The organism is Streptomyces sp. NPDC001717 (assembly GCF_042892775.1).
GTDB lineage: Bacteria > Actinomycetota > Actinomycetes > Streptomycetales > Streptomycetaceae > Streptomyces.
This window is the reverse complement of the sequence record NZ_JBIAUK010000012.1, coordinates 178,297-201,604: the sequence shown is the minus strand read 5'-3', so window position 1 is coordinate 201,604 and position 23,308 is coordinate 178,297. Positions and strand designations below refer to the sequence as shown.

Annotated in this window: 25 protein-coding genes, 1 tRNA gene and 1 pseudogene; 25 read left to right on the top strand and 2 right to left on the bottom strand. The window is 69.9% G+C overall.

Features of this window, described 5'->3' with window-relative positions; translation table 11 throughout:
* Positions 1-121 precede the first annotated feature (121 nt).
* The 12 genes and pseudogenes from ACFYZL_RS21230 to ACFYZL_RS21175 all read left to right on the top strand — a co-directional run bounded on the left by ACFYZL_RS21230 (position 122) and on the right by ACFYZL_RS21175 (position 7,813).
* Positions 122-403, top strand: coding sequence for a hypothetical protein (locus ACFYZL_RS21230; protein WP_388680813.1), 282 nt, complete (start codon positions 122-124; stop codon positions 401-403).
* A gap of 5 nt (positions 404-408) precedes the next feature.
* Complete coding sequence (locus ACFYZL_RS21225; protein WP_007266562.1) at positions 409-609, top strand: hypothetical protein; 201 nt, start codon at positions 409-411, stop codon at positions 607-609.
* Complete coding sequence (locus ACFYZL_RS21220) at positions 606-1,211, top strand: hypothetical protein (protein WP_388680810.1); 606 nt, start codon at positions 606-608, stop codon at positions 1,209-1,211. The genes ACFYZL_RS21225 and ACFYZL_RS21220 overlap by 4 nt, the downstream gene beginning before the upstream one ends.
* Positions 1,208-1,432 (top strand): hypothetical protein, encoded by a 225-nt coding sequence (locus ACFYZL_RS21215; protein WP_388680807.1) that lies wholly within the window; start codon positions 1,208-1,210, stop codon positions 1,430-1,432. Before ACFYZL_RS21220 ends, ACFYZL_RS21215 begins: the two co-directional genes overlap by 4 nt.
* Entirely contained in the window at positions 1,432-1,791 is a 360-nt protein-coding gene (locus ACFYZL_RS21210) for a hypothetical protein (protein WP_388680804.1), read from the top strand. Before ACFYZL_RS21215 ends, ACFYZL_RS21210 begins: the two co-directional genes overlap by 1 nt.
* Before the next feature lie 13 nt (positions 1,792-1,804).
* Positions 1,805-2,095, top strand: coding sequence for a hypothetical protein (locus ACFYZL_RS21205; protein ID WP_388680801.1), 291 nt, complete (start codon positions 1,805-1,807; stop codon positions 2,093-2,095).
* A gap of 2 nt (positions 2,096-2,097) precedes the next feature.
* Positions 2,098-2,604, top strand: a pseudogene (locus tag ACFYZL_RS21200) (DNA cytosine methyltransferase); the annotation flags it as partial.
* 534 nt (positions 2,605-3,138) lie between these two features.
* Positions 3,139-3,297 carry a hypothetical protein gene (locus ACFYZL_RS21195; protein ID WP_388680888.1) on the top strand — a complete coding sequence of 53 codons (159 nt, stop codon included), beginning with the start codon at positions 3,139-3,141 and terminating at the stop codon, positions 3,295-3,297.
* An 86-nt stretch (positions 3,298-3,383) separates the two neighbouring features.
* Positions 3,384-4,313 carry a bifunctional DNA primase/polymerase gene (locus ACFYZL_RS21190; RefSeq protein ID WP_388680798.1) on the top strand — a complete coding sequence of 310 codons (930 nt, stop codon included), beginning with the start codon at positions 3,384-3,386 and terminating at the stop codon, positions 4,311-4,313.
* Positions 4,310-5,860, top strand: a complete 1,551-nt coding sequence (locus tag ACFYZL_RS21185; RefSeq protein WP_388680795.1) for a YfjI family protein — start codon at positions 4,310-4,312, stop codon at positions 5,858-5,860. Before ACFYZL_RS21190 ends, ACFYZL_RS21185 begins: the two co-directional genes overlap by 4 nt.
* A 301-nt stretch (positions 5,861-6,161) precedes the next feature.
* Positions 6,162-6,353, top strand: a complete 192-nt coding sequence (locus tag ACFYZL_RS21180; RefSeq protein ID WP_128637127.1) for an AlpA family transcriptional regulator — start codon at positions 6,162-6,164, stop codon at positions 6,351-6,353.
* Complete coding sequence (locus tag ACFYZL_RS21175) at positions 6,350-7,813, top strand: tyrosine-type recombinase/integrase (RefSeq protein ID WP_388680791.1); 1,464 nt, start codon at positions 6,350-6,352, stop codon at positions 7,811-7,813. Before ACFYZL_RS21180 ends, ACFYZL_RS21175 begins: the two co-directional genes overlap by 4 nt.
* Here the strand turns inward: ACFYZL_RS21175 and ACFYZL_RS21170 are convergent.
* A complete protein-coding gene (locus ACFYZL_RS21170; protein WP_388680789.1) occupies positions 7,810-8,322 on the bottom strand; it encodes a hypothetical protein in 513 nt (170 codons plus the stop codon). The two genes, ACFYZL_RS21175 and ACFYZL_RS21170, sit on opposite strands and share 4 nt — an antisense overlap.
* A gap of 145 nt (positions 8,323-8,467) precedes the next feature.
* Positions 8,468-8,539 (bottom strand) — tRNA-Arg (locus tag ACFYZL_RS21165).
* Positions 8,540-8,695: 156 nt separating this feature from the next.
* Between ACFYZL_RS21165 and ACFYZL_RS21160 the strand changes: the two genes are divergently transcribed.
* The 13 genes from ACFYZL_RS21160 (at position 8,696) to ACFYZL_RS21100 (ending at position 23,204) form a co-directional block, all read left to right on the top strand.
* Positions 8,696-9,121 (top strand): response regulator, encoded by a 426-nt coding sequence (locus ACFYZL_RS21160; protein WP_384729804.1) that lies wholly within the window; start codon positions 8,696-8,698, stop codon positions 9,119-9,121.
* Positions 9,122-9,271: 150 nt separating this feature from the next.
* Positions 9,272-10,246 (top strand): ArgS-related anticodon-binding protein NrtL, encoded by a 975-nt coding sequence (nrtL, locus tag ACFYZL_RS21155; protein ID WP_388680784.1) that lies wholly within the window; start codon positions 9,272-9,274, stop codon positions 10,244-10,246.
* A 19-nt stretch (positions 10,247-10,265) separates the two neighbouring features.
* Positions 10,266-11,657, top strand: a complete 1,392-nt coding sequence (gene lysA, locus ACFYZL_RS21150) for a diaminopimelate decarboxylase (RefSeq protein ID WP_384743941.1) — start codon at positions 10,266-10,268, stop codon at positions 11,655-11,657.
* A 194-nt stretch (positions 11,658-11,851) separates the two neighbouring features.
* On the top strand, positions 11,852-13,141 hold the full coding sequence (locus ACFYZL_RS21145; protein WP_384586237.1) for a homoserine dehydrogenase: 1,290 nt from the start codon (positions 11,852-11,854) through the stop codon (positions 13,139-13,141).
* 6 nt (positions 13,142-13,147) lie between these two features.
* On the top strand, positions 13,148-14,218 hold the full coding sequence (thrC, locus tag ACFYZL_RS21140; RefSeq protein WP_384743943.1) for a threonine synthase: 1,071 nt from the start codon (positions 13,148-13,150) through the stop codon (positions 14,216-14,218).
* A 329-nt stretch (positions 14,219-14,547) separates the two neighbouring features.
* Positions 14,548-15,474, top strand: coding sequence for a homoserine kinase (thrB, locus tag ACFYZL_RS21135; protein ID WP_385122060.1), 927 nt, complete (start codon positions 14,548-14,550; stop codon positions 15,472-15,474).
* Positions 15,475-15,896: 422 nt separating this feature from the next.
* Positions 15,897-17,981: a transcription termination factor Rho gene (gene rho / locus ACFYZL_RS21130; protein WP_384743947.1), complete on the top strand. Its 2,085-nt coding sequence runs from the start codon at positions 15,897-15,899 to the stop codon at positions 17,979-17,981.
* A 278-nt stretch (positions 17,982-18,259) separates the two neighbouring features.
* Positions 18,260-19,360: an LCP family protein gene (locus ACFYZL_RS21125; RefSeq protein WP_384746979.1), complete on the top strand. Its 1,101-nt coding sequence runs from the start codon at positions 18,260-18,262 to the stop codon at positions 19,358-19,360.
* 182 nt (positions 19,361-19,542) lie between these two features.
* Entirely contained in the window at positions 19,543-19,761 is a 219-nt protein-coding gene (gene rpmE, locus ACFYZL_RS21120) for a 50S ribosomal protein L31 (RefSeq protein WP_007266580.1), read from the top strand.
* A 127-nt stretch (positions 19,762-19,888) separates the two neighbouring features.
* Positions 19,889-20,968 (top strand): peptide chain release factor 1, encoded by a 1,080-nt coding sequence (gene prfA, locus ACFYZL_RS21115; RefSeq protein ID WP_384746981.1) that lies wholly within the window; start codon positions 19,889-19,891, stop codon positions 20,966-20,968.
* 67 nt (positions 20,969-21,035) lie between these two features.
* Positions 21,036-21,881 (top strand): peptide chain release factor N(5)-glutamine methyltransferase, encoded by an 846-nt coding sequence (prmC, locus tag ACFYZL_RS21110; protein WP_384746983.1) that lies wholly within the window; start codon positions 21,036-21,038, stop codon positions 21,879-21,881.
* Between the two features lie 49 nt (positions 21,882-21,930).
* A complete protein-coding gene (locus tag ACFYZL_RS21105) occupies positions 21,931-22,578 on the top strand; it encodes an L-threonylcarbamoyladenylate synthase (protein WP_384746985.1) in 648 nt (215 codons plus the stop codon).
* Complete coding sequence (locus ACFYZL_RS21100; protein WP_384746987.1) at positions 22,575-23,204, top strand: protein-tyrosine-phosphatase; 630 nt, start codon at positions 22,575-22,577, stop codon at positions 23,202-23,204. Before ACFYZL_RS21105 ends, ACFYZL_RS21100 begins: the two co-directional genes overlap by 4 nt.
* Positions 23,205-23,308 lie beyond the last annotated feature (104 nt).

The window sequence follows — 23,308 nt, the reverse complement described above, 5'->3', positions numbered from 1 at the left end:
TAGCGGCCGGCGCTGCTAGGTCTAGCACCCCCGCTAGCACCCCAAAGCGGCCCCCATCAGCGATCTCGCACCTAGCAGCCGACCTGCGAAAACACCGGAAACCCCGCCCGAAAGGCACCCCATGGCCCTCACCCTCCTTGCTAGCGCCTGCCTACTCGTCATCACTCTCGGTTACGTCGGTCTGTGTGCGGGATCGCCGTTCGGCACCTGCCGCAAGTGCCGTGGCTTCGGCTACGCGATGAAGACCGACCGCAAGGGCCGCCTCAAGCGCGGCAAGCACTGCCGCCGCTGCGACGGCCACGGCAAGCGCATCCGCACAGGCCGCCACCTCTACAACCTCTGGCTGCGCGCCTACCGCGACGCCAACCCCGCCCCGCGCAAGACGTTCGCCCCGAAGGGATAACCCCCATGGCCATCACCCTCTCGCTCGTCGCCCTGTTCGGGCTGGTCCTGTTCTTCCTCCTCCGCTCCAAGACCCTCGGCTACGGCTCCGCGTTCATCGCCATGATGTTCGGCTTCTTCCTCGCCTCCACCGGCGCCTCCGGCCCCATCAACGAACTCACCACCGCGATCATCAAGGCCGTCTCGGACCTGGGGAGCCAGGGATGAACGACCCCATCACCTACCGGCACTGGGCCATCGACCTCGCCCCCAAGGCAGCCCCTGCCCTGGCCACCACGACCGTGCTCATCCTGGGCCGGATCTGGAACGCCAACGGCGCCGAACACTCAGTCGGAAACGCCGCGCTCATGGTCGTCCTCGCCACCGGAGCCGCGACGGCCGGCGCGTTCGCCTCGGGCGGCCGGTCCGGTGACAGCGTGATCGCCGGAACCGCGTTCGCCGCATCCGGCGGACTGGCCCTGGCCGGAGTCGCCGGATACACCGACGGACTCTCCCTCCCCGTGCTGCTGTGGGCGCTGGCCACCGCCGTCGCCTACGGACTCGCCGCCCGCTACTGGCGCACCGACCGCCGCGAAACCGTCGCTCACGAGCGGCAGACCCTCGGCCGCCGCGAGGACCACGCACACGTCGAACGCGTCCAAGCGCTGCGCGCCGGAGCCCAGATCGAGGTGGCCCGCTCCGGCGCGGCCTACGCCGAACAGCTCGCCAACGCCCTCATCACGCGCGCCACGCTGCCCGGCTTCAACCCGCAGGCCATCACGGACGCAGGACTGCCGCAGCTCTCCACCACCGAAGGGAAGACCCGATGACCGGGCCCGAGCACTACCTCCAGGCTGAGGAATACCTCCAGGAGTCCTTCAACAACGCCAGCGGCTCGGACCTGGAGCGGTACTACCTCACCGCCGCGCAGGTCCACGCCACCCTCGCCCTCGCCGCCGCAACGGCCTTTGCCCCGCACCGCCTCGGCGTGAACCGCGTTGAGTGGAAGGCCTGGCAGGACGCGGCCTGGACGCCCGAGGACAACGCGTGATGCGCCACTGGCCCGCACCCGAGGCGGCGTACGCCACCGCGCCGAGCGTCATCAGCGAAATCGGGTGGACCTTTCGAAGTGCCCAGGACTGCCTGCACGGCATCCAGGGCCGTGAGTTCTGGCTCCGCAAGGCCGCACTCCTGGATCGCATCGCGGTCACCGACGACGACCCCGCAGGCGGCGATGCCGCCACCCTCGCCGTCGAAGCTGCCCGGCGCCTCATGGAGATCGACCACGCCGCTGGCCTCGGCCCGTCCGGCTACGCCGACGGCCCCTACACCCCCGACCACCCGGACAGCGTCCGCGAGCCCCGCGGCTACGTCCGCCAGGAATACGCCCTCTGGATCCGCCACCACTGAGGAGACCACCGTCATGGGCACCAGCCCCGCTCTGAGCACCACGCAGCACCCCACGATGTACACGCAGGTCGATGGCCTCAGCTACCGGCCTGAGCGCATCAGCGTGATCGCGGCCCTGTCTCACATCCGCAGCGCCCGCAAGAGCCCCAAGAACGTGGACGCGGTCAACGTGTATGCCTTCACCGGCCGCGACGGCATCCCGCTCCACGTGGTCTACATCCACCACACCCCCGGTCGCTGGCACGGCGTGAACGACGTCATCGACGTCTACGAGATCCCCACCGCCGCACTCACCGACCTCTAGCTATGCCCGGGGCGGTCGCCTCTCACCACAAGACCGCGACCGCCCCGGTTCTCCGTCCCTTCGCAAAAGCAGGAGAACCGCGGATGAGCCCTCCCACCGCACTGCGGCTCGGGTCGCTGTGCACCGGCTACGGCGGCCTGGACATGGCCGTACAGCACGTGATCGGCGGCCACCTCGCGTGGGTCGCGGACAACGACCCCGGCGCCAGTCGCATCCTCGCCCACCACCACCCGCACGTGCCCAACCTCGGCGACATCACCACCACCGACTGGACGGAGGCGCCGCCGGTCGATGTCGTCCTCGGCGGCTACCCGTGCCAGCCGTTCAGCACCGCCGGCAAGCGGAAGGGAACCGAAGATGCCCGGCACATCTGGCCCCACATCGCTACCGCCCTTGGCGTTCTACGACCCCGACTCGCGGTCTTTGAGAACGTCGCAGGGCACCTTTCCCTCGGATTCGACACCGTCCTCGCCGACCTTGCCTCCCTCGGGTTCGATGCGTGCTGGGGCACTGTACGCGCGTCCGACGTTGGCGCCGCCCACCAGCGCAATCGCCTCTTCCTCTGCGCCTGGCCTGCCGACCCCGCGGGCGAGGGACGCGAAGGGCCGAGGCTTCCCGGACGGCCTCCCGGCCGTCGCCTCACTGCTGCCCACCCCCTCGACGTCGGAGGCGACCGGGGCCGGGCACGCGGCGCAGGGCGGGATGAACCTGCGGCACGTCGTGTCCCTGCTGCCGACGCCAGTGGTGGCCGACGCGAAGGACACGGCGAACTTCCGGCCGGACGGGACGCCCTACGGCGAGGGGTACGGCATGACGCTGACCGATGCCACCCGGCTCCTGCCGACGCCACGAGCGTCAGACGGGGAGAAGGGCGGTCCGAACCAGCGGGGCTCGAAGGGGGATCTGACGCTCCCCTCGGCGGCGCACCGCATTGGGGCGAGTACGGCTCCGCCATCACCCGCTGGGAGTCCGTTATCGGGCGAGCAGCTCCCGGGCCAACTGACCCTGTGGGACGGCTGAGTCCCGCATTCGTGGAATGGCTCATGGGGTTGCCCGCAGGCCACGTCACTGACGTACCCGGACTCTCCCGCACCGCCCAGCTCAAGGCACTCGGCAACGGCGTGGTCCCGCAACAGGCAGCCCATGCCCTGCGCGCCCTGCTCCACTCCAGAGCGGCCGAGTCGACTACGGCCGCCGCCTAGACATGCCCGGGGCGGTCGCCTCTCACCACAAGACCGCGACCGCCCCGGCTTCTCCGTCCCTTCGCAGAAACAGGAGAACCCCCAGCATGACACCAACCCCCACCCCGGCGCTGCTGCGCGCCGCCCTGGCCGCCGCTGAGCGCGGCTGGCCCGTCTTCCCGCTCCGCCCCGGAGACAAGCGGCCCGCCGGACACCCCGAACGCAACTGCCCTCGCACCGGCCGCTGCACCGACGGCCACCGCACCCCCGAACAGCGCGCCACCCTCGACCCCGAGCAGATCACCGCGTGCTGGCAGACGTCCCCCTACAACGTCGGCATCGCCACCGGCCCCGCCGGACTCTTGGTCGTAGACCTCGACATCCCCAAGGACGACGACGGACCCGCGCCCGCGGACTGGGCGGGGGCGACCGATGGCCTGGACGTGTTCGCCATGATCTGCGAGCGGGCCGGCGAGCGGTTGCCGACCGAGACGTTCACGGTGCGCACCCGCCGTGGCGGACAGCACCTGTACTTCACCGCCCCCGCCGAAAAGCGGCTACGTGGGAGTGCAGGGCGCCTGGGGTGGAAGGTCGACACGCGCGCCTGGGGCGGGTACGTGGTCGCGGCCGGCAGCACCGTCGGCACCGGGTCGTACGAGATCATTCACGACGCGCCTCCGGCCTCCCTCCCCACGTGGCTTAGTGACCTTCTCACCCCGCCTCCCGTACCTGCCCCGGTCCCCGTGTCTGTTCTCCGGTCCAGGATCGGGAAAGCGGACCGGTACGCGACCGCTGCGGTCAACGGGGAGGTGGCCAAGGTGTTGGCCGCCGTCACCGGGACGCAGAACACCACCCTGTACAACGCGGCCTACGCCCTCGGCAGGCTGATCGCCGCCGGAACACTGACGGAGCAGGAGGTCACCGACGCCCTTACTGGTGCCGCCCTGGCCAAGGGCCTGGCCCCCACGCGCATCGATGCCAGCATCCGCGACGGCATCCGCCGCAGCACCCACAACGTGGCCGGTGATGCGGCATGAGCACCCCTCCCGCCGACGCCGACCTGTGGGCCGGATTCGACGCCCTCACCGCCGAGGACGTGACCGGACCGGCATGGGACGAGCCGGTCCCACTCACAGCCCGCCGTGATCTGCCGGCCTTCCCCGTGAACACGCTCCCGCCGTGGCTGGCCGCCATGGTCGCGGCCGTCGCCGAGGAGACCCAGACACCCGAAGATCTGGCCGGATGCCTGGCCCTCGCCGTCATCGCCACCGCCGCTGGCGGACGGGCCACCGTCTGCGTGCGCGGACGCTGGCGTGAGCCGGTCAACCTCTACACCGCCGTCGCCCTGGATCCCGGTAACCGTAAGAGCGCCGTGTTCGCCCTGATGACCGAGCCGCTCATGGCCGTGGAGAAGACCCTGGTGGAACTCTCCGGCCCCGCACGCGCCGAGGCCGAGACCACCGCACGCCTCGCGAAGGCCGCCGCCGACAAGGCCGCGGCCAAGGCCGCGAACGCCGAGGCCGGAATGCGAGACCAGCTCACTGCCGAAGCCATTGCCCTGGCCCAGGCCGCCGAGGAGATCAAGGTCCCCTGCAAGCCTCAACTCGTTGCGGACGACGTCACCCAGGAGAGCTTGGCCACCCTCCTCGCCGAGCAGGACGGCCGCATGTCTGTGCTCTCACCCGAGGGCGGCATCTTCGGCATCATCGCGGGCCTCTACTCAGGCACCCCGAACATGGAGATCTTCCTCAAGGGCCACGCTGGGGACATGGTGCGGGTCAACCGTCAGGGCCGCGAGTCCCAGCACATCGAACACCCTGCCGTAACCATGGGCCTGGCGGTACAGCCTGAAGTCCTTGAGTCCATTGGCCAGATCAAAGGCGCCGACGGCCGGGGACTCCTGGCCCGGTTCCTGTACGCACAGCCCGAATCCCTCGTCGGCCGGCGCAACCTCACCCCGCAACTCATCCCGGACGACGTGGCCGAGACATACAGGCGCCAGCTCGGCGGGCTGGCCATGGCCTTGCATGAATGGACCGACCCGGCCGTGCTCACCCTCACGACCGAAGCCGACGCAGTCATGCTCGCCTACCAGAAGGTCACCGAATCCCGGATCGGGAAGGGCGGCTCACTCGCGGACATCGTGAAGTGGGCCAGCAAGCGGGACGGGGCCGTAGCCCGTATTGCAGGGCTGCTCCACCTGGCCACCCACCCCGACAGCGGATGGACCCGCCGCATCGAGGCCGCGACCCTGGCCGACGCCACCCTCCTCGGCGACTATTTCACCGCCCACGCCCAGCACGTGTTCGACGCCATGGGCGCTGCCCCCGCACAGGACGCTGCCCGCCAAGTTCTCGCGCACCTCGGGGATGCTCGGTTGACCGGCTTCACCAAACGGGACCTGTTCCGCCAGCTCTCCCGCGGGGACTTTCCCACCATGGCCGACCTCGACCCAGCCCTGAGCCTGTTGGAGGAACACGGCTGGATCCGCCAGCAGCCCCCGCCCCCGCGTACCGGACGCGGCGGCCGGCCGCCCTCCCCGAAGTACGACGCACACCCCCGCCTCGTGCGCCGCGACGCCTGACAGAACCCCGGTCAGACCGACACAACTGACAGAACCTCCGACCTAGCGCGCTGACCTGCACAAACAGGCCCTCCGGCCGTCGTGACAAAACCTCCGGAAACTCTGACAGAACCCACCCGTCGACCGTGGCAGAACCCGCCGCCGGAGGTTCTGTCAGAGTTTCCGCGAGTTTTGTCAGAGCCACTCCTAGCCCGGAACTCGCAGGTCAGCGCGTTCTCGCCCAGGTTCTGTCAGTTCTGTCAGCGGTCCGGGGGTTTCTGCTCCCCAACCCATCCTCTTGCTTCCCTGAAGGAGCCTCGCCGTGGCCAAGCCCCGCGACGAAATGCTGACCATTCCGCAGGTGGTCGAAGAAATCGGTGTTCCGCGAGCCACGTTCTACCGCTGGCGGCAGTGCAAGAAAGGTCCCAAGTCCATCAAGCTCCCGAACGGGTCCGTGCGCATCCGGCGCTCGGAGCTGACCCGCTGGCTGGAGATGCGGGAGGAAACCGCGTGACGAACGGCGCTGATCCCGGGTCCGAGCAGATCAATGGCTCGGGCCCGGAAGGGTTTTCCCTCGACATCCGGCTGTGGAATGTGACCAAGGCGCAGAGCAAGACCCGCCCCTACCAACTCCGCTGGATTGTCGGGGGCAAGGTCAGCAGTAAGACGTTCGCGACCGTGGCGCTTGCTGCAAGCCGACGGTCCGAACTGTGGTTGGCCATGAAGCGCGGCGAGGCCTTCCGCATCAAGGACGGCCTTCCTGAGTCGGAAGTCCGCGCCGCCGCGCAGGCCGCCGAGCCCGCGGATGCTCGCGAGGAACTGTCCTGGTTCACGTTCTGCCGTGAGTACATGGCCATGCGCTGGCCCACGGCTGCTGCCAAGACACGCGAAGGCATCGCGGATGGTCTCGCGGCGGTGACCCTGGCCATGGTGGAGCAGGACAAGCGAATGCCCGAGGTGGAGGAGCTGCGCCTTGCTCTTCGCTGGGCCGTTGTCCCGGCGAACGCCGAGTTGGAGCCGCCGGCCGAACTCGAAGATGCCCATCAGTGGCTTTCGAAGAAGGCGCTGCTTGTTTCCGCGTTGGAAGATCCCAAGATTCTGCGAGACGTGCAGTACCGGCTTTCGTTCAAGCTGGACGGGACGCCTGCGGCAGGGGAGACTTCCCGCCGTCGGCGCCGTGCCTTGAACACCGCCGTGGAATACGCGATCGAGCGGAAGCTCCTGACCGAGAACCCCCTTGCCGCGCTCAAGAGGGTGAAGATCTCCGCATCGGACCGAGTTGACCCGCGCGTTCTCGTAAACAAGACCCAAGCCGCCCAGTTGCTCGCCGCGGTTTCGTACGTCGGGACGTGGGACCGTAAGAAGGGGCGCCGTCTGGTGGCGTTCTATGCGGTGATGTACTTCGCGGCGCTCCGCCCGAGCGAGGCTGTGGGGCTGAGGAAGTCGGACTGCAACCTCCCCGAGAAGGGGTGGGGGACTCTCACCCTCCGGGACACGCATCCAGTGTCGGGCAAGCAGTGGACGGACAGCGGGGAGCGTCACGACAAGCGCGGACTGAAATCCAGGGAGGCCAAAGACGACCGGCCGGTCCCGATCCCGCCGCCGCTTGTTGCCATGCTGCGATCTCACCTCAAGGAGTTCGGTACAGCCAAGGACGGCCGGCTCTTCACGAACGAGCGACTCGGTCTCGTCGGCAGCAGCACGTACTGGAGGGTCTGGAAGGACGCCCGGGAGTATGCGCTCCCGCCGGACCTCCAGGCATCCATCCTTGGCGGACGGCCATACGACCTCCGGCACACCTGCATCACCACTTGGCTGAACGCTGGGGTACCCGTGGCCGAGGTCGCCCGCAGGGTTGGCAACTCACCTGAGGTCATTCACCGCGTGTACGAGGGGTGCATCTACGGCCAAGAGGCAGCGATGAACGCAAAGATCGAGCAGGAGCTCGGATGGCCTGCCAGTGACCTTGGTTAGGGCGCTGACGCTTCAGAAGGCTGGAGGCCGGCACGTAGAGGGGAGTGCGGTCGATTCTGAACCTCAGCGAACCAGGCAGCAATGGTGTCAATGGTGTGGCGGACCGGCTTATCGGCGAGATGCCGGACGTAGTACCAGCGCTGAGTGCGTTCCTCGCCCTGGGGAGGGTCCACTGACAGCCAGACGATCTCCTCAAGGCGTAGGGGCACCCTGACCGGGACTTGGAGGCCCGCTGTTCGCTTGATCAGCATGAGGAGCTCGTGGGTGGCGCGGTTTCGCGAGAAGCGGGCGCCTTGCATGACCTCGCGCCCGTAGTCCATTGACTGCGTGTACGTCGGATCACGCTTCTCAAGCTGCTCGTCGAGTACACACGCCCAGTAGATCACTTCGATGGTTGGGACGATCAGCTGCTCCTCGGGGTGTCCACCGTCCAACTGCTTGTAGTAACGGACTCGGGCAGTGTGGAAGCCCTGGAGCGCTATCTGGAGCATGTCCGGTTGTGTGGTCATGGCGGACACAGTAGGGCTCTATCGCAGGTCTATCGCGATCAGTGCGTAACAACGACAAAGACCTGGACTCAGTGGGACTGGGTCCAGGTCTTCATGCTTGGCACTCGCGCAGGTCAGCGGCGTGATCGCACTGGTCCAGCAGAAGTGCCCCCGGCAGGATTCGAACCTGCGCACACGGCTCCGGAGGCCGTTGCTCTATCCCCTGAGCTACGGGGGCGCTGTCGCCGGTGTTGCTGCGACGGGTTGAACACTACCAGCTTCCGTGGGGTGATCAGGAACCCGTTTACGCGGGAGTAGGAGGGTGGGTCCCCCGGACGGGGTGGAAGTGGCGAAAACCCGGACGCGGGGGGTTGGGTCGACCTACTCTCGAGTTGTGCCAGGCGTCTCAGGCCGGGTTCTTGTTGTCGACGACAACAAGGTCATCCGGCAGCTGATCAAGGTCAATCTCGAGCTGGAGGGCTTCGAGGTCGTGACCGCGAATGATGGTGCCGAGTGTCTGGATGTGGTGCATCGGGTCTGTCCTGATGCGATCACTCTTGATGTGGTCATGCCGCGGCTGGACGGGTTCGGGACCGCCGCGCAGTTGCGGGCCGATCCGCGGACCCGGGACGTGCCCGTTGCGATCGTGAGCGCCTGTACGCAGCAAGAGGTCGAGGCCGGGATCGCGGCAGGGGTGGACGCCTTTCTCGCGAAGCCCTTCGAGCCCGCCGAGCTGGTACGGGTCGTGCGGCGGCTGATCGAGCGCAAGGACCGGCGCGACGGGAGGAAAGGGGCTCCTGCCGGGAGGGGGAGGGGCTGAGGCTCGCCCGGCTCGGTCCGGGGGGTTCGGTCCGGGCGCCGGCCCCTGGGGGCTGGTCCGGGTGCTGAGCCCGGGCGTCGGTCCGAGGGCTTCTGTTCACATGGCGAAACTCTTCGCGGGATGAGACGGCGTCTCCCCTAGGCTGGTCCCGTGACCCCCGCTGACCTCTCCCGTTGCGTCGTACGTGCCGTGCGCCGCGCCGTCGAGGACGGTGAGCTGCCGGCCGAGGCGGTCGTGCCCGAGCGGGTCGTCGTCGAGCGGACCCGGCCCGGTGGGGTGGGGGACTACGCCACGCCCGTGGCCTTTCAGATCGCCAAGAGCGTCGGGCGCGGGCCCGGTGAAGTGGCGGACGTGCTGGCCCGCCGACTGGGCGAGGTTCCCGGTATCGAGCGTGCGGACGTCACCGGCGCGGGCTTCCTGAACTTCACCCTCGTGGCACAGTCCACCACCACGCTCGTACGGGACATCCGCGCGCGCGGGCTCCGGTACGGGTACGCCGACGGAGCCGTCGAGACCGAGCCGTTCTGCCCAGAGGCCGTCACCGGGCTGCGGCAGCGGGCCGTCCACGAGGCCACCGTGCGGATCGTGCGCAGTCAGGGAGAGGGGCACGGCGGGCCGTGGCCGGGCGTCGCGCCCGTCGCCAAGCGGGACGGGGACGTGGTGGCCCGGTACGGGGCCGATGCCGTCCGCTGGGCCGTGCTGACCGTGCCGGCGCGCGAGACCCCCGAGTTCCCCGACGTTCTGCTCGTCCAGGGCGAGGCGAGCGAGTTCTTCCGGGTGCGCTACGCCCATGCGCGGAGCCGGGCCCTGCTCAGGAACGCCGGGCAGATCGGGTTCGGGGCGGAGGCCGGGGACGTGACCGGTGCCCACGGACTGCTGCGGGCCCTCGCCGACTACCCCCTCGTACTCGAAGCCGCCGCGCACCACCGTGCGCCCGAGCGGCTCGCCAGGCATCTCGTCGAGGTGGCCGACGCGCTGCTCGACTTCCAGCACCGCGTACTGCCCAAGGGCGACGAGAAACCCTCGGCCGCCCACCGTGCCCGGCTGGCTCTTGCCGAAGCCGCCGGGACGGTGCTGGCCGGCGGCCTGGCCCTGCTCGGCATGGACGCACCCGAACGCCTGTGACACGCGAAGAGAGATACCGATGAGCCGTTCCGCGCACCCCGCCGGACCCCGTCACGCCGATGTGCTGCCCGAGGGGCACTACTCGCCGCCGCCCGCCGACCTCAACGTTCTCGACGAGAAGGTCTGGGCCCGGACCGTCACTCGTGACGGGGATGGTGTGGTGACGGTGGGAGGCATTGAAGTCACCAAGCTCGCCGAGGAGTTCGGGACCCCCGCCTATTTTCTCGATGAAGAGGACTTCCGGGCGCGGTGCCGCGCCTGGGCGCACGCGTTCGGCAAGGACGCCGACGTGTTCTACGCCGGAAAGGCGTTCCTCTCCAAGGCCATCGTGAAGTGGCTGCGGGAGGAAGGGCTGAACGTGGACGTGTGTTCCGGTGGGGAGCTGGCGACCGCGCTGGCCGCCGGGATGCCCGCATCCCAGATCGCTTTTCACGGGAACAACAAGTCCGAGGGCGAGATCCGCCGGGCCGTCGAGGCCGGCGTCGGGCGGATCGTGCTCGACTCCTTCCAGGAGATCGCCCGCGTCGCGCACATCGCCCGCGAGGCGGGCGTGCGCCAGCCCGTGCAGATCCGCGTGACGGTGGGTGTGGAAGCGCACACCCACGAGTTCATCGCGACTGCTCACGAGGACCAGAAGTTCGGGATCGCGGTCGCGGACGGGAGCGCCGCCGAGGCCGTACGGCGGGCCCTTGGGCACGACTCGCTGGAGCTGCTCGGCGTCCACTCCCACATCGGCTCGCAGATCTTCGACATGGCCGGCTTCGAGGTGTCGGCCAAGCGGGTCGTGCAGCTGCTGGCGGCCGTCAGGGACGAGCACGGGGTGGAGCTGCCCGAGATCGACCTCGGTGGTGGACTGGGGATCGCGTACACGTCCGCAGACGATCCGCGTGAGCCCCACGAGATCGCCAAGGCGCTGACCGAGATCGTCGCCCGGGAGTGCGAGGGCGCCGGGCTGCGGGCGCCGAGGATCTCCGTCGAGCCGGGGCGGGCCATCGTCGGGCCGACGGCCTTCACGCTGTACGAGGTCGGCACGATCAAGCCGCTCGAAGGGCTTCGGACGTATGTGAGCGTTGACGGAGGGATGTCCGACAACATTCGGACGGCCCTGTACGACGCCGAGTACTCCATCTCGCTCGTGTCCCGCACCTCCGACGCCGAGCCCATGCTCGTCCGCGTCGTCGGCAAGCACTGCGAAAGCGGCGACATCGTCGTGAAGGACGCCTTCCTCCCCGCCGACCTGGCGCCCGGCGACCTCCTCGCCGTGCCCGCCACCGGCGCCTATTGCAGGTCCATGGCCAGCAATTACAACCACGCGCTGCGGCCGCCCGTCGTCGCCGTGCGCGACGGTCAGGCGCGGGTGATCGTCCGCCGCGAGACGGAGGAAGATCTCCTGCGACTCGACCTCGGGTGATTCCGTTATTTCTGGGGGAGGCCCTCCGAACCCAGAAATAATGGCCTCGGGAGTCTCAAGGGGTGTCTCACGCATTGGACCGAGGGTGGAAACTGCTGTCCATTGCGTGAGACTTGTTCTCACCCCGCGTTCCCACCCCGCGCGCAAGCCGCGCGCGGGGTACTGATGGAAGATCGAAAGGCGTAGGTCGAATGATGCGTACGCGTCCGCTGAAGGTGGCGCTGCTGGGCTGTGGAGTGGTCGGCTCGGAAGTTGCCCGCATCATGACGACGCACGCCGACGATCTGACGGCCAGGATCGGCGCGCCCGTCGAGCTCGCCGGCGTCGCGGTGCGTCGTCCCTCCAAGGTGCGCGAGGGCATCGACCCCGCGCTCGTCACCACCGATGCGACCGCGCTGCTCAAACGCGGCGACATCGATGTGGCGATCGAAGTGATCGGCGGGATCGAGCCCGCCCGGACGCTGATCACCACCGCGTTCGAGAACGGCATCTCCGTCGTCTCCGCCAACAAGGCGCTGCTCGCGCAGGACGGCGCCGCGCTGCACGCCGCCGCCGAGACCCACGGGCTGGACCTGTACTACGAGGCCGCCGTCGCCGGCGCGATCCCGCTGGTCCGCCCGATGCGCGAGTCCCTCGCGGGCGACAAGATCAACCGGGTCATGGGCATCGTCAACGGCACGACGAACTTCATCCTCGACAAGATGGACTCGACCGGCGCCGGCTACCAGGAGGCGCTCGACGAGGCCACGGCCCTCGGGTACGCCGAGGCCGACCCCACCGCCGACGTCGAGGGCTACGACGCCGCCGCCAAGGCCGCGATCCTGGCCGGCATCGCGTTCCACACCCGCGTCCGCCTCGACGACGTCTACCGCGAGGGCATGACCGAGGTCAGCGCCGCCGACTTCGCCTCCGCGAAGCGCATGGGCTGCACGATCAAGCTGCTGGCCATCCTGGAGCGCGCCGCCGACGGCGAGTCCGTCACCGCGCGCGTGCACCCCGCGATGATCCCGCTCACCCACCCGCTGGCCTCCGTCCGCGAGGCGTACAACGCAGTCTTCGTCGAGGCGGAGGCCGCCGGGCGGCTCATGTTCTACGGGCCCGGCGCGGGCGGTGCCCCGACCGCGTCCGCGGTCCTCGGCGACCTCGTCGCCGTCTGCCGCAACAAGCTCGCCGAGGCAACGGGGCCCGGCGAGTCGGCTTACACCCAGCTGCCGGTCAGCCCCATGGGGGACGTCGTCACCCGCTACCACATCAGCCTCGATGTGGCGGACAAGCCGGGCGTGCTCGCCCAGGTGGCGACCACCTTCGCGGAGCACGGGGTCTCGATCGACACCGTGCGGCAGCAGGGCAAGGACGGCGAGGCCTCCCTCGTCGTCGTCACCCACCGCGCTCCCGACGCCGCCCTCTCCGGGACCGTCGAGGCGCTGCGGAAGCTGGACACCGTCCGCGGTGTCGCCAGCATCATGCGTGTTGAAGGGGAGTAAGGACCCATGAGCAGCAATCGCACCCACCAGTGGCGCGGCATCATCGAGGAGTACCGGGACCGCCTGCCGGTGACGGACACGACTCCGGTGGTGACGCTCCGCGAGGGTGGCACTCCTCTCGTTCCCGCTCAGGTGCTCTCCGAGCGCACCGGCTGCGAGGTGCACCTCAAGGTCGAGGGCGCGAACCCGACCGGGTCCTTCAAGGACCGCGGTATGACGATGGCCATCACCAAGGCCAAGGAGGACGGCGCCAAGGCCGTCATCTGCGCCTCCACGGGCAACACCTCGGCCTCCGCCGCCGCGTACGCGGTGCGCGCCGGGATGGTCTCCGCGGTGCTCGTGCCCCGCGGCAAGATCGCGCTGGGCAAGATGGGCCAGGCCCTCGTGCACGGCGCCAAGATCCTTCAGGTGGACGGCAACTTCGACGACTGCCTCGACCTGGCCCGCTCGCTGTCCGACAACTACCCGGTGGCGCTGGTCAATTCGGTCAACCCGGTACGCATCGAGGGTCAGAAGACGGCCGCGTTCGAGATCGTCGACGCGCTCGGTGACGCCCCCGACATCCACGTGCTGCCCGTCGGCAACGCCGGCAACATCACCGCGTACTGGAAGGGGTTCAAGGAGTACAAGGCCGACGGCCTGGCCTCCCGTACGCCCCGCGTGTGGGGTTTCCAGGCCTCCGGTTCCGCGCCCATCGTGCGCGGCGAGGTCGTCAAGGAGCCGCACACCATCGCCACCGCGATCCGCATCGGCAACCCGGCTTCCTGGGACTACGCGCTGGCCGCGCGCGAGGAGTCGGGCGGCTTCATCGACGAGGTGACGGACCGCCAGATCCTGGCCGCCTACCGGCTGTTGGCCGCCCAGGAGGGCGTCTTCGTCGAGCCCGCCTCGGCCGCCTCGGTGGCCGGTCTGCTCAAGGCCGCCGAGCAGGGCCTGGTCGACCCCGGCCAGAAGATCGTGTGCACCGTCACCGGCAACGGCCTGAAGGACCCCGACTGGGCGATCGCCGGCGCTCCGCAGCCGGTCACCGTTCCGGTTGACGCCGAGGCCGCTGCGATCAGGCTCGGCCTGATCTGACGCGGGAGCCGGTTCCGGAGGGCCGTGGAGGCCCTCCGGAACCCGGCAACTCACCCCGTACGGCCACAAAAGGGCCGTCGAGGCCGGTCCCGAACCGGCCGAACGCACGTCGAAGGCAGCCGAGGGGTGCGACACGCATCGTGCGCCTCCTGTGCGCCCTATGTCGCGAGGGAACCTTCCTTCGATACGCTGTACTTACATCCGCCACCGCGCATATGACCGTGGTGCTGCCCCGAGGGCCTTCGGGTGTCGTACGTTCTCAAGTACATTTCGCAGCGAGCCAGCGAAGAGCGAAGTTCTCGCACAGTCACAAGGAGTGTCATCGGACGATGGCCGGTCCAGCGTTCCGCGCCGCCGCCGTACGGGTGCGCGTCCCCGCCAGCAGTGCCAATCTCGGCCCGGGCTTCGACGCCCTCGGTCTGGCCCTGGGCCTCTACGACGACGTAGTCGTCCGGGTGGCCGACTCCGGCCTCGACATCGACATCGCGGGTGAGGGTGCCGACACCCTCCCGCGGGACGAGAGCCACCTGCTCGTACGCTCCATGCGCACCGCCTTCGACCTGCTGGGCGGACAGCCGCGCGGCCTCGAGGTCGTCTGCGCCAACCGCATCCCGCACGGCCGCGGCCTCGGCTCCTCCTCCGCCGCCATCTGCGCAGGCATCGTCGCCGCCCGCGCCGTGACCATAGGCGGCGAGGCCAAGCTCGACGACGCCGCGCTGCTGGAGCTCGCCACCGAGATCGAGGGCCACCCCGACAACGTCGCGGCCTGTCTGCTCGGCGGCTTCACCCTGGCGTGGATGGACGGGGGGAGCGCCAGGGCGATCCGGATGGACCCCGCCGATTCCATCGTTCCGGTGGTCTTCGTACCTTCCAAGCCCGTCCTCACCGAGACCGCGCGCGGCCTGCTGCCGCGTACCGTCCCGCACGTGGACGCGGCCGTCAACGCGGGCCGCGCGGGTCTGCTCGTGGAGGCCCTGACCAGGCGTCCCGAGTTCCTGCTGCCGGCCACCGAAGACCGGCTCCACCAGGAGTACCGGTCCCCGGCGATGCCCGAGAGCGTGGCACTCGTCAACCGACTGCGGGCGGACGGCATCCCCGCGGTCATCTCCGGCGCGGGCCCCACGGTCCTCGCGCTGGTCGACAACGACGCGGCCGACAAGGTCGCGCAGCTCGCGGGCGAGGGGTGGGCCGCGAACCGGCTCGCGCTCGACGCCGCGGGTGCGAGCGTGCTTCCGCTGGGTACCCAGGGCGGCTAGGGCAGAACAGAGCCGGTCAGGGGCGGGCGGTCAGGGCAGGCCGCCCGCGCGGAAGCAGCGCGATTGCCGGTGATCGAGAGGGGGAATATCTGTTGGATCCGGTAGTGTTAGTCTCAAGTGCGCATCGGAAGCCGCCATGGCTCGGTGCTCAGTGTCCCCATCCGGGACCACCTTTCTTCCGGGAGCCTCCCCGACTGCTTTGATCACTTCCAGCAGTTTCGAGCACGCTCCGGAATCGGCGTGACATTCCCACGCTTTCAGCTCGGGGGCTTCTCGCCGGTACCACCCACGCACGTTTCTCTCCGCCGTATCTCTACCGGCGGACCACCGCCCCGGCACGGTCCACACCTAGACCGCTGTCGGACAGCACAACCGGTCGCCGAGCCAGACAGGCCGACGTCCGCTCCAGGGAAGGACCCTTCGTGAGCGACACCACCGATCTGATGGGCGCTGCCGACACCTCTGTCGACACCAGTGCTCCCGCCGCGGGCGCCGCGCCCAAGCGCCGCCGCACCGGCACCGGCCTTGACGGCATGGTCCTCGCAGAGCTCCAGCAGGTCGCGTCCGGCCTCGGTATCAGGGGCACCGCGCGGATGCGCAAGAGCCAGCTGATCGAGGTCATCAAGGAGGCGCAGGCCGGTGGCGGCGCCGCCAAGGCCGCGGCTTCCGCCGCCGGCGACACCGCCGAGGCCAAGCCGAAGCGCCGCGCCACCAGCAAGGCCCGCACGGGCGAGACCGCCGCCGAGGCGCCCGCCGAGAAGCCCGCCGCCGCTCCGGCGACGCAGATCGAGATCCCGGGCCAGCCGGCCTCCGAGGACGCGCCGGCCGGCGAGCGTCGCCGCCGTCGGGCCACCGCCCCGTCGGGCAGCCCGGAGGGCTCGGCTCCCGCCACCGTCGTCCAGGTCGAGCAGAAGACCGAGACGGTCGCGGCTCCGCAGGCCGACGCCAAGGCCGAGGCCGCCACCGCGGTCTCCGCCCCCGCACAGGGTCAGGACGGCGAGGGCCGAGGCCGTCGCGACCGTCGTGACCGCGGGGACCGCGCCGAGCGCGGTGACCGTCAGAGCCGCCGCGAGCGCGCCGCCAAGACCGACGAGCAGGGCCAGGGCGGCCAGGGCCAGGGCGCGCAGGGCGGCCAGGGCGGCCGTCAGGACCGCGCCGAGCGCGGCGACCGCCAGCAGCAGGGCGGCCGTGGCCAGGGTCAGGGCCAGCAGGGTCGTCAGGACCGTCAGGGTCCCCAGGACAACGGGCCGCAGGACGACTTCGACGACGAGGGCGGCCGTCGTGGCCGTCGCGGCCGCTACCGCGACCGCCGTGGCCGTCGTGGCCGCGACGAGTTCGCGCCGAACGAGCCGCAGGTCGCCGACGACGACGTGCTGATCCCCGTCGCGGGCATCCTCGACATCCTCGACAACTACGCGTTCATCCGGACCTCGGGCTACCTGCCCGGCCCCAACGACGTGTACGTCTCCCTCGCCCAGGTCCGCAAGGCGGGCCTGCGCAAGGGCGACCACACCACCGGTGCCGTGCGCCAGCCCAAGGACGGCGAGCGCCGCGAGAAGTTCAACGCCCTCGTGCGCCTGGACTCCGTCAACGGCATGGCTCCCGAATCCGGGCGCGGACGGCCGGAGTTCCAGAAGCTGACCCCGCTCTACCCGCAGGACCGGCTCCGCCTGGAGACCGACCCGGGTGTGCTGACGACCCGCATCATCGACCTCGTGTCGCCGATCGGCAAGGGCCAGCGAGGCCTGATCGTGGCCCCGCCGAAGACCGGCAAGACCATGATCATGCAGGCGATCGCCAACGCGATCACCACGAACAACCCCGAGTGCCACCTGATGGTCGTCCTGGTCGACGAGCGTCCGGAAGAGGTCACCGACATGCAGCGGTCGGTCAAGGGCGAGGTCATCTCCTCGACCTTCGACCGCCCGGCCGAGGACCACACCACCGTCGCCGAGCTGGCCATCGAGCGCGCCAAGCGTCTCGTCGAGCTGGGACACGACGTGGTCGTCCTGCTGGACTCCATCACCCGCCTGGGCCGCGCGTACAACCTCGCGGCGCCCGCCTCCGGCCGCATCCTGTCCGGTGGTGTCGACTCGACCGCGCTGTACCCGCCGAAGCGCTTCTTCGGTGCCGCGCGCAACATCGAGGACGGCGGCTCGCTGACCATCCTGGCCACCGCGCTGGTCGACACCGGCTCGCGCATGGACGAGGTGATCTTCGAGGAGTTCAAGGGCACCGGCAACATGGAGCTCAAGCTCGACCGGAAGCTCGCCGACAAGCGCATCTTCCCGGCCGTCGACGTCGACCCGTCGGGCACCCGCAAGGAGGAGATCCTCCTCAACGCGGAGGAGCTCGCCATCGTCTGGAAGCTGCGCCGGGTGCTGCACGCGCTCGACTCGCAGCAGGCGATCGAGCTGCTGCTCGACAAGATGAAGCAGACGAAGTCGAACGCCGAGTTCCTGATGCAGATCGCGAAGACGACCCCGTCGGGCAAGAACGACGACTGAGTCCTCTCCACCTGAACACGGCCGCCCCCGTCGCACGCGCGACAGGGGCGGCCGTGTGCGTACGGTGCGACCTTCGCCACACGGCGACCCCCCTCGCCCCGGGGGCGGCCGTGCCGCGTCCCGGCGGGAAACCGCAGGTGAGGGCGGGGTTACGGAGTGTTCGTCAGGGAACGCGTCCGTCGCGGCCCCGGTCCGGGGCCCGGCGGCCGTGGAACCCTGGAGGACGTTCGTCCGTCTGTGTCAAGGGACAGGGGACCGCATCCAGGACTGAGGAGAGCATGAGCCAGGACAGCAACGGCGCCGGCCACCGTGCCGCGGGCCGGCGACGCCGCAAACCCGCGAAGAAGCGCAGGGCCCTCGTCGTGGTGGCCTGGAGCGCGGCCGGCGTGGTCCTGCTGGGCGGGGCGGGCCTGGGCTGGTTCTACTTCAAGCTGAACGGCAACCTGAAGACGGTCGACATCGACCAGGCGCTGGGCAAGGACCGCCCGCAGAACATCGACAACGGCTCGATGGACATCCTCGTCCTCGGCTCCGACTCCCGCGGCGGCGCGAACTCCGAGTACGGACAGGACGACGGCGGCTCCGCCCGCGCCGACACGGCGATGATCGTCCACCTGTACGAGGGCCACAAGAAGGCGAGCATCGTCTCCATACCCCGCGACACGATGACCGCCCGCCCCTCGTGCCCCACGGGCAACGGCAAGACCGACCCCGGCGGCCAGCGCCGGCAGTTCAACGAGGCCTACACGGTCGGCGGCGCCGCCTGCGCGGTCAAGACCGTCGAGAAGATGTCGGGGATCCGCATGGACCACTACATCGAGGTCGACTTCACGGGCTTCAAGAAGATCATCGACACCCTCGGCGGGGTCGAGGTGACCACCACCAAGCCCCTCAAGGACTCCTACAGCCACCTGGACCTCCCGGCCGGCCCCAACCGGCTGAACGGCGAGCAGGCGCTCGGCCTGGTCCGTACCCGCCATGCCGTCGGGGACGGCGGTGACCTCGGCCGAATACAGCTCCAGCAGGCCTTCATCAAGGCGCTGATCAAGCAGGTCAAGACCGTCGGACTGTTCGACAACCCGAAGAAGCTCCTCGACCTCGCCGACACCGGCACCAAGGCGCTCACCACCGACAAGGCGCTCGGCGACGTGAAGTCCCTCATGGGCTTCGCCCAGAGCCTCCAGGGCATCGACGCCCAGAACATGCACATGATCACGCTGCCGGTCACCACGGACGCGGTCGACCCCAACCGCGTGGCCCCGCTGAAGAAGGAGTCCCAGCTGGTCTGGGACGCCCTGCTGGCCGACCAGCCGATCCCCGCCGAGGCCACCGCGAACTCCACCGGTGACAAGGGCACGGCCGGTTCCGTCGTCCAGTGAGCCTCCGGCGAGGACGTCTTCCGGGCCTGCCGGAATAGATGCCGACCCCCGTCCGTTGAGGGAGGCGTCCTCAGAATTTTGACAGGCAGCCCGGTCCTGGCAGACTGGTCTGTCGGCCCCGGTTCACGCAGTGCGCAATTCGGCTCCTGCGACCCGGCGCCCTCCCGAATCTAGGAGACACCTTGAAGCGCGATGTTCACCCCGAGTACGTCGAGACCCAGGTCAGCTGCACCTGTGGCGCGTCGTTCACCACCCGTAGCACCCTGACCGAGGGCACCATCCGTGCCGAGGTCTGCTCCGAGTGCCACCCGTTCTACACGGGCAAGCAGAAGATCCTCGACACCGGTGGCCGTGTGGCCCGCTTCGAGGCCCGCTTCGGCAAGGGTGCGGCCAAGAAGTAGCGCGACCCAGGCGCCGGTTTCCGGTCGCCCCCTGACCATCCGGGGGCGGCTGGACCGGCGCCTTTGTCGTCGTCCCGGTCCCTGACCACGTGCAGCCCTTTCGTACTTTTACCCCAGGAGTCTCCCGATGTTCGAGGCGGTCGAGGAACTGGTCGGCGAACACGCCGACCTCGAGAAGAAGCTCGCCGACCCTTCGGTGCACTCGGATCAGGCCAACGCGCGCAAGCTGAACAAGCGCTACGCGGAGCTGACCCCGATCATCGCGACCTTCCGGGCCTGGAAGCAGTCGGCCGAGGACATCGAGACGGCCAAGGAGTTCGCGGCCGACGACCCGGACTTCGCCGCCGAGGTCAAGGAGCTGAGCGCACAGCGCGAGGAGCTCACCGAGAAGCTCCGCCTGCTGCTGGTCCCGCGCGACCCCAGCGACGACAAGGACGTGCTCCTCGAGGTCAAGGCGGGCGCGGGCGGCGACGAGTCGGCGCTGTTCGCCGGCGACCTGCTGCGCATGTACCTGCGCTACGCCGAGCGCGTGGGCTGGAAGACCGAGATCATCGACGCCACCGAGTCCGAGCTCGGCGGCTACAAGGACGTCCAGGTCTCCGTCCGCACCAAGGGCGGCAACGGCGCCACCGAGCCCGGCCAGGGCGTGTGGGCCCGCCTGAAGTACGAGGGCGGCGTGCACCGCGTCCAGCGCGTTCCGGCCACCGAGTCCCAGGGCCGCATCCACACCTCCGCCGCCGGCGTGCTCGTCACCCCGGAGGCCGAGGAGGTCGAGGTCGAGATCAACGCGAACGACCTGCGCATCGACGTGTACCGCTCCTCCGGCCCGGGCGGCCAGTCCGTCAACACCACCGACTCGGCCGTGCGCATCACGCACATCCCGACCGGTGTGGTCGCCTCCTGCCAGAACGAGAAGAGCCAGCTCCAGAACAAGGAGCAGGCCATGCGCATCCTGCGTTCGCGCCTGCTGGCCGCCGCCCAGGAAGCCGCCGAGCAGGAGGCCTCCGACGTGCGCCGCAGCCAGGTGCGCTCCGTGGACCGTTCCGAGAAGATCCGTACGTACAACTTCCCGGAAAACCGGATCTCGGACCACCGCACCGGCTTCAAGGCGTACAACTTGGACCAGGTGCTCGACGGCGACCTCGACTCGGTCATCCAGGCCTGCGTCGACGCCGACTCCGCCGCCAAGCTCGCGGCCGCGCAGTAAGCCGAAGCGCAGCACCGCGGTAACCACCCGTACCACCCCCCGTACGACAGCAGCCCGGAGGACCAGCGTGAACTTGCTGCTTGCCGAGGTGGCCCAGGCCACCCAGCGGCTGGCCGCCGCCGGCGTGCCCTCACCGCGTTTCGACGCGGAGGAGCTCGCGGCCTTCGTGCACGGCGTCAAACGGGGGGAACTGCACCACGTCAAGGACGCGGACTTCGACGCCCGCTACTGGGAGGCCGTCGCCCGCCGCGAGGCGCGCGAGCCGCTCCAGCACATCACCGGCCGGGCCTTCTTCCGGTACCTGGAGCTCCAGGTCGGCCCCGGGGTCTTCGTGCCCCGGCCCGAGACCGAGTCGGTCGTGGACTGGGCCATACACGCCGTTCGCGCGATGGACGTCGTCGAGCCGCTGATCGTCGACCTGTGCACGGGCTCCGGTGCGATCGCGCTGGCCATGGCGCAGGAGGTGCCCCGCTCGCGCGTGCACGCCGTCGAGCTGTCCGAGGACGCGCTGCGGTGGACCCGCAAGAACGCCGAGGGCTCGCGGGTCACCGTCCACCAGGGCGACGCGCTCAGCGCGCTGCCCGAGCTGGACGGACAGGTCGACCTCGTCATCTCCAACCCGCCGTACATCCCGCTCACCGAGTGGGAGTACGTCGCCCCCGAGGCCCGCGACCACGACCCGGAGATGGCTCTCTTCTCCGGCGAGGACGGCCTCGACACCATCCGCGGCATCGAGCGCACCGCGCACCGGTTGCTGCGGCCCGGCGGCATCGTCGTGATCGAGCACGCCGACACCCAGGGCGGGCAGGTCCCCTGGATCTTCGCCGAGGAGCAGGGCTGGGCCGACGCCGCGGACCACCCCGACCTGAACAACCGCCCGCGTTTCGCGACCGCCCGCAAGGCCATGCCGTGATGGGCGCGATCCTTCCTGTCACCCCCCCGCTGCTTGAGGAGGCCCGCTGATGGCCCGGCGATACGACTGCAACGACGCGACGGACCGCAAGACGGGCCTGCGCGAAGCCGCGTCCGCCGTGCGCCGCGGCGAGCTCGTCGTGCTGCCCACCGACACCCTGTACGGGATCGGCGCGGACGCCTTCAGCCCGGAGGCCGTCCACGACCTCCTCGCCGCCAAGGGCCGCGGCCGCGGCATGCCGACCCCGGTGCTCATCGGCTCCCCGAACACGCTGCACGGCCTGGTCACGGACTTCTCCGAGCAGGCGTGGGAGCTCGTCGACGCCTTCTGGCCGGGCGCGCTGACGCTCGTCGCCAAGCACCAGCCCTCGCTGTCGTGGGACCTCGGCGACACCCAGGGCACGGTCGCCGTGCGCATGCCGCTGCACCCCGTCGCGATCGAGCTGCTGACCGAGGTCGGCCCGATGGCCGTCTCCTCGGCGAACATCTCCGGCCAGCCGGCGCCCGAGGACTGCGACGCCGCGCGCACGATGCTCGGCGACTCCGTGTCCGTGTACCTGGACGGCGGCCCGACGCCCGGCATCGAGCCGTCGTCGATCGTCGACGTCACGGGCAAGGTTCCCGTGCTGCTGCGGGCCGGTGCGCTCACCGCCGAGCAGCTGCGGGAGGTCGTACCCGACCTCGAGGTCGCCCCGTGAGCCCTGAGGGGCGTGGCATAGCGAGGGACTCGTTCCGCATACTCCACGTCAGCACCGGCAACGTGTGCCGCTCGCCGATCACCGAGCGGCTGACGCGGCACGCCCTGTCCCACCGGCTGGGCGGGCTGGTCACCGGGGACCTCATCGTGGAGAGCGCCGGTACGTGGGGCCACGAGGGGGCCCCGATGGAGGCGAACGCGGCCGCGGTGCTGGCGGACTTCGGAGCGGACGCCTCCGGTTTCACCGGGCGGGAACTGCTGGACGAGCACGTGATCCGGGCCGACCTGGTGCTGACCGCCACGCGGGACCACCGGGCGCAGGTCATCTCGATGGGGCACTCGGCCGGGCTGCGGACCTTCACGCTGAAGGAGTTCACCCGGCTGGTACGGGCCATAGACCCGGCCACGCTGCCGCCGCTGGACGACGGCATGGCGGAGCGGGCGCGGGCGTTGGTGCGGGCCGCGGCCGCGTTGCGGGGGTGGCTGCTGGCCCCCTCGCCGGACGCGGACGAGGTGTACGACCCGTACGGGGCGCCGATCACCTTCTTCCGCTCGATCGGCGACGAGATCAACCAGGCGCTGGAGCCGGTCGTCACCGCGTTGACGGGTGTGCCGGCTTCTCGCTGAGCGTCCCGCCCTTTCTCCGTTTCCCGGGCTCTGCCCGGACCCGGTCCTCAAGCGCCGGACGGGCTGGATTTTGGCTGGTGCCGCCGACTTGGCGCCGCTGGATT

Excerpts from the sequence above, each read along its gene's own strand:
- ACFYZL_RS21230 (WP_388680813.1), top strand. The coding sequence starts at position 122 with ATGGCCCTCACCCTCCTTGCTAGCGCCTGCCTACTCGTCATCACTCTC.
- ACFYZL_RS21225 (WP_007266562.1), top strand. The coding sequence starts at position 409 with ATGGCCATCACCCTCTCGCTCGTCGCCCTGTTCGGGCTGGTCCTGTTC.
- ACFYZL_RS21220 (WP_388680810.1), top strand. The coding sequence starts at position 606 with ATGAACGACCCCATCACCTACCGGCACTGGGCCATCGACCTCGCCCCC.
- ACFYZL_RS21215 (WP_388680807.1), top strand. The coding sequence starts at position 1,208 with ATGACCGGGCCCGAGCACTACCTCCAGGCTGAGGAATACCTCCAGGAG.
- ACFYZL_RS21210 (WP_388680804.1), top strand. The coding sequence starts at position 1,432 with ATGCGCCACTGGCCCGCACCCGAGGCGGCGTACGCCACCGCGCCGAGC.
- ACFYZL_RS21205 (WP_388680801.1), top strand. The coding sequence starts at position 1,805 with ATGGGCACCAGCCCCGCTCTGAGCACCACGCAGCACCCCACGATGTAC.
- ACFYZL_RS21195 (WP_388680888.1), top strand. The coding sequence starts at position 3,139 with ATGGGGTTGCCCGCAGGCCACGTCACTGACGTACCCGGACTCTCCCGC.
- ACFYZL_RS21190 (WP_388680798.1), top strand. The coding sequence starts at position 3,384 with ATGACACCAACCCCCACCCCGGCGCTGCTGCGCGCCGCCCTGGCCGCC.
- ACFYZL_RS21185 (WP_388680795.1), top strand. The coding sequence starts at position 4,310 with ATGAGCACCCCTCCCGCCGACGCCGACCTGTGGGCCGGATTCGACGCC.
- ACFYZL_RS21170 (WP_388680789.1), bottom strand. The coding sequence starts at position 8,322 with ATGACCACACAACCGGACATGCTCCAGATAGCGCTCCAGGGCTTCCAC.
- lysA (WP_384743941.1), top strand. The coding sequence starts at position 10,266 with ATGAGCCGTTCCGCGCACCCCGCCGGACCCCGTCACGCCGATGTGCTG.
- ACFYZL_RS21145 (WP_384586237.1), top strand. The coding sequence starts at position 11,852 with ATGCGTACGCGTCCGCTGAAGGTGGCGCTGCTGGGCTGTGGAGTGGTC.
- thrC (WP_384743943.1), top strand. The coding sequence starts at position 13,148 with ATGAGCAGCAATCGCACCCACCAGTGGCGCGGCATCATCGAGGAGTAC.
- thrB (WP_385122060.1), top strand. The coding sequence starts at position 14,548 with ATGGCCGGTCCAGCGTTCCGCGCCGCCGCCGTACGGGTGCGCGTCCCC.
- ACFYZL_RS21125 (WP_384746979.1), top strand. The coding sequence starts at position 18,260 with ATGAGCCAGGACAGCAACGGCGCCGGCCACCGTGCCGCGGGCCGGCGA.
- prfA (WP_384746981.1), top strand. The coding sequence starts at position 19,889 with ATGTTCGAGGCGGTCGAGGAACTGGTCGGCGAACACGCCGACCTCGAG.
- ACFYZL_RS21105 (WP_384746985.1), top strand. The coding sequence starts at position 21,931 with ATGGCCCGGCGATACGACTGCAACGACGCGACGGACCGCAAGACGGGC.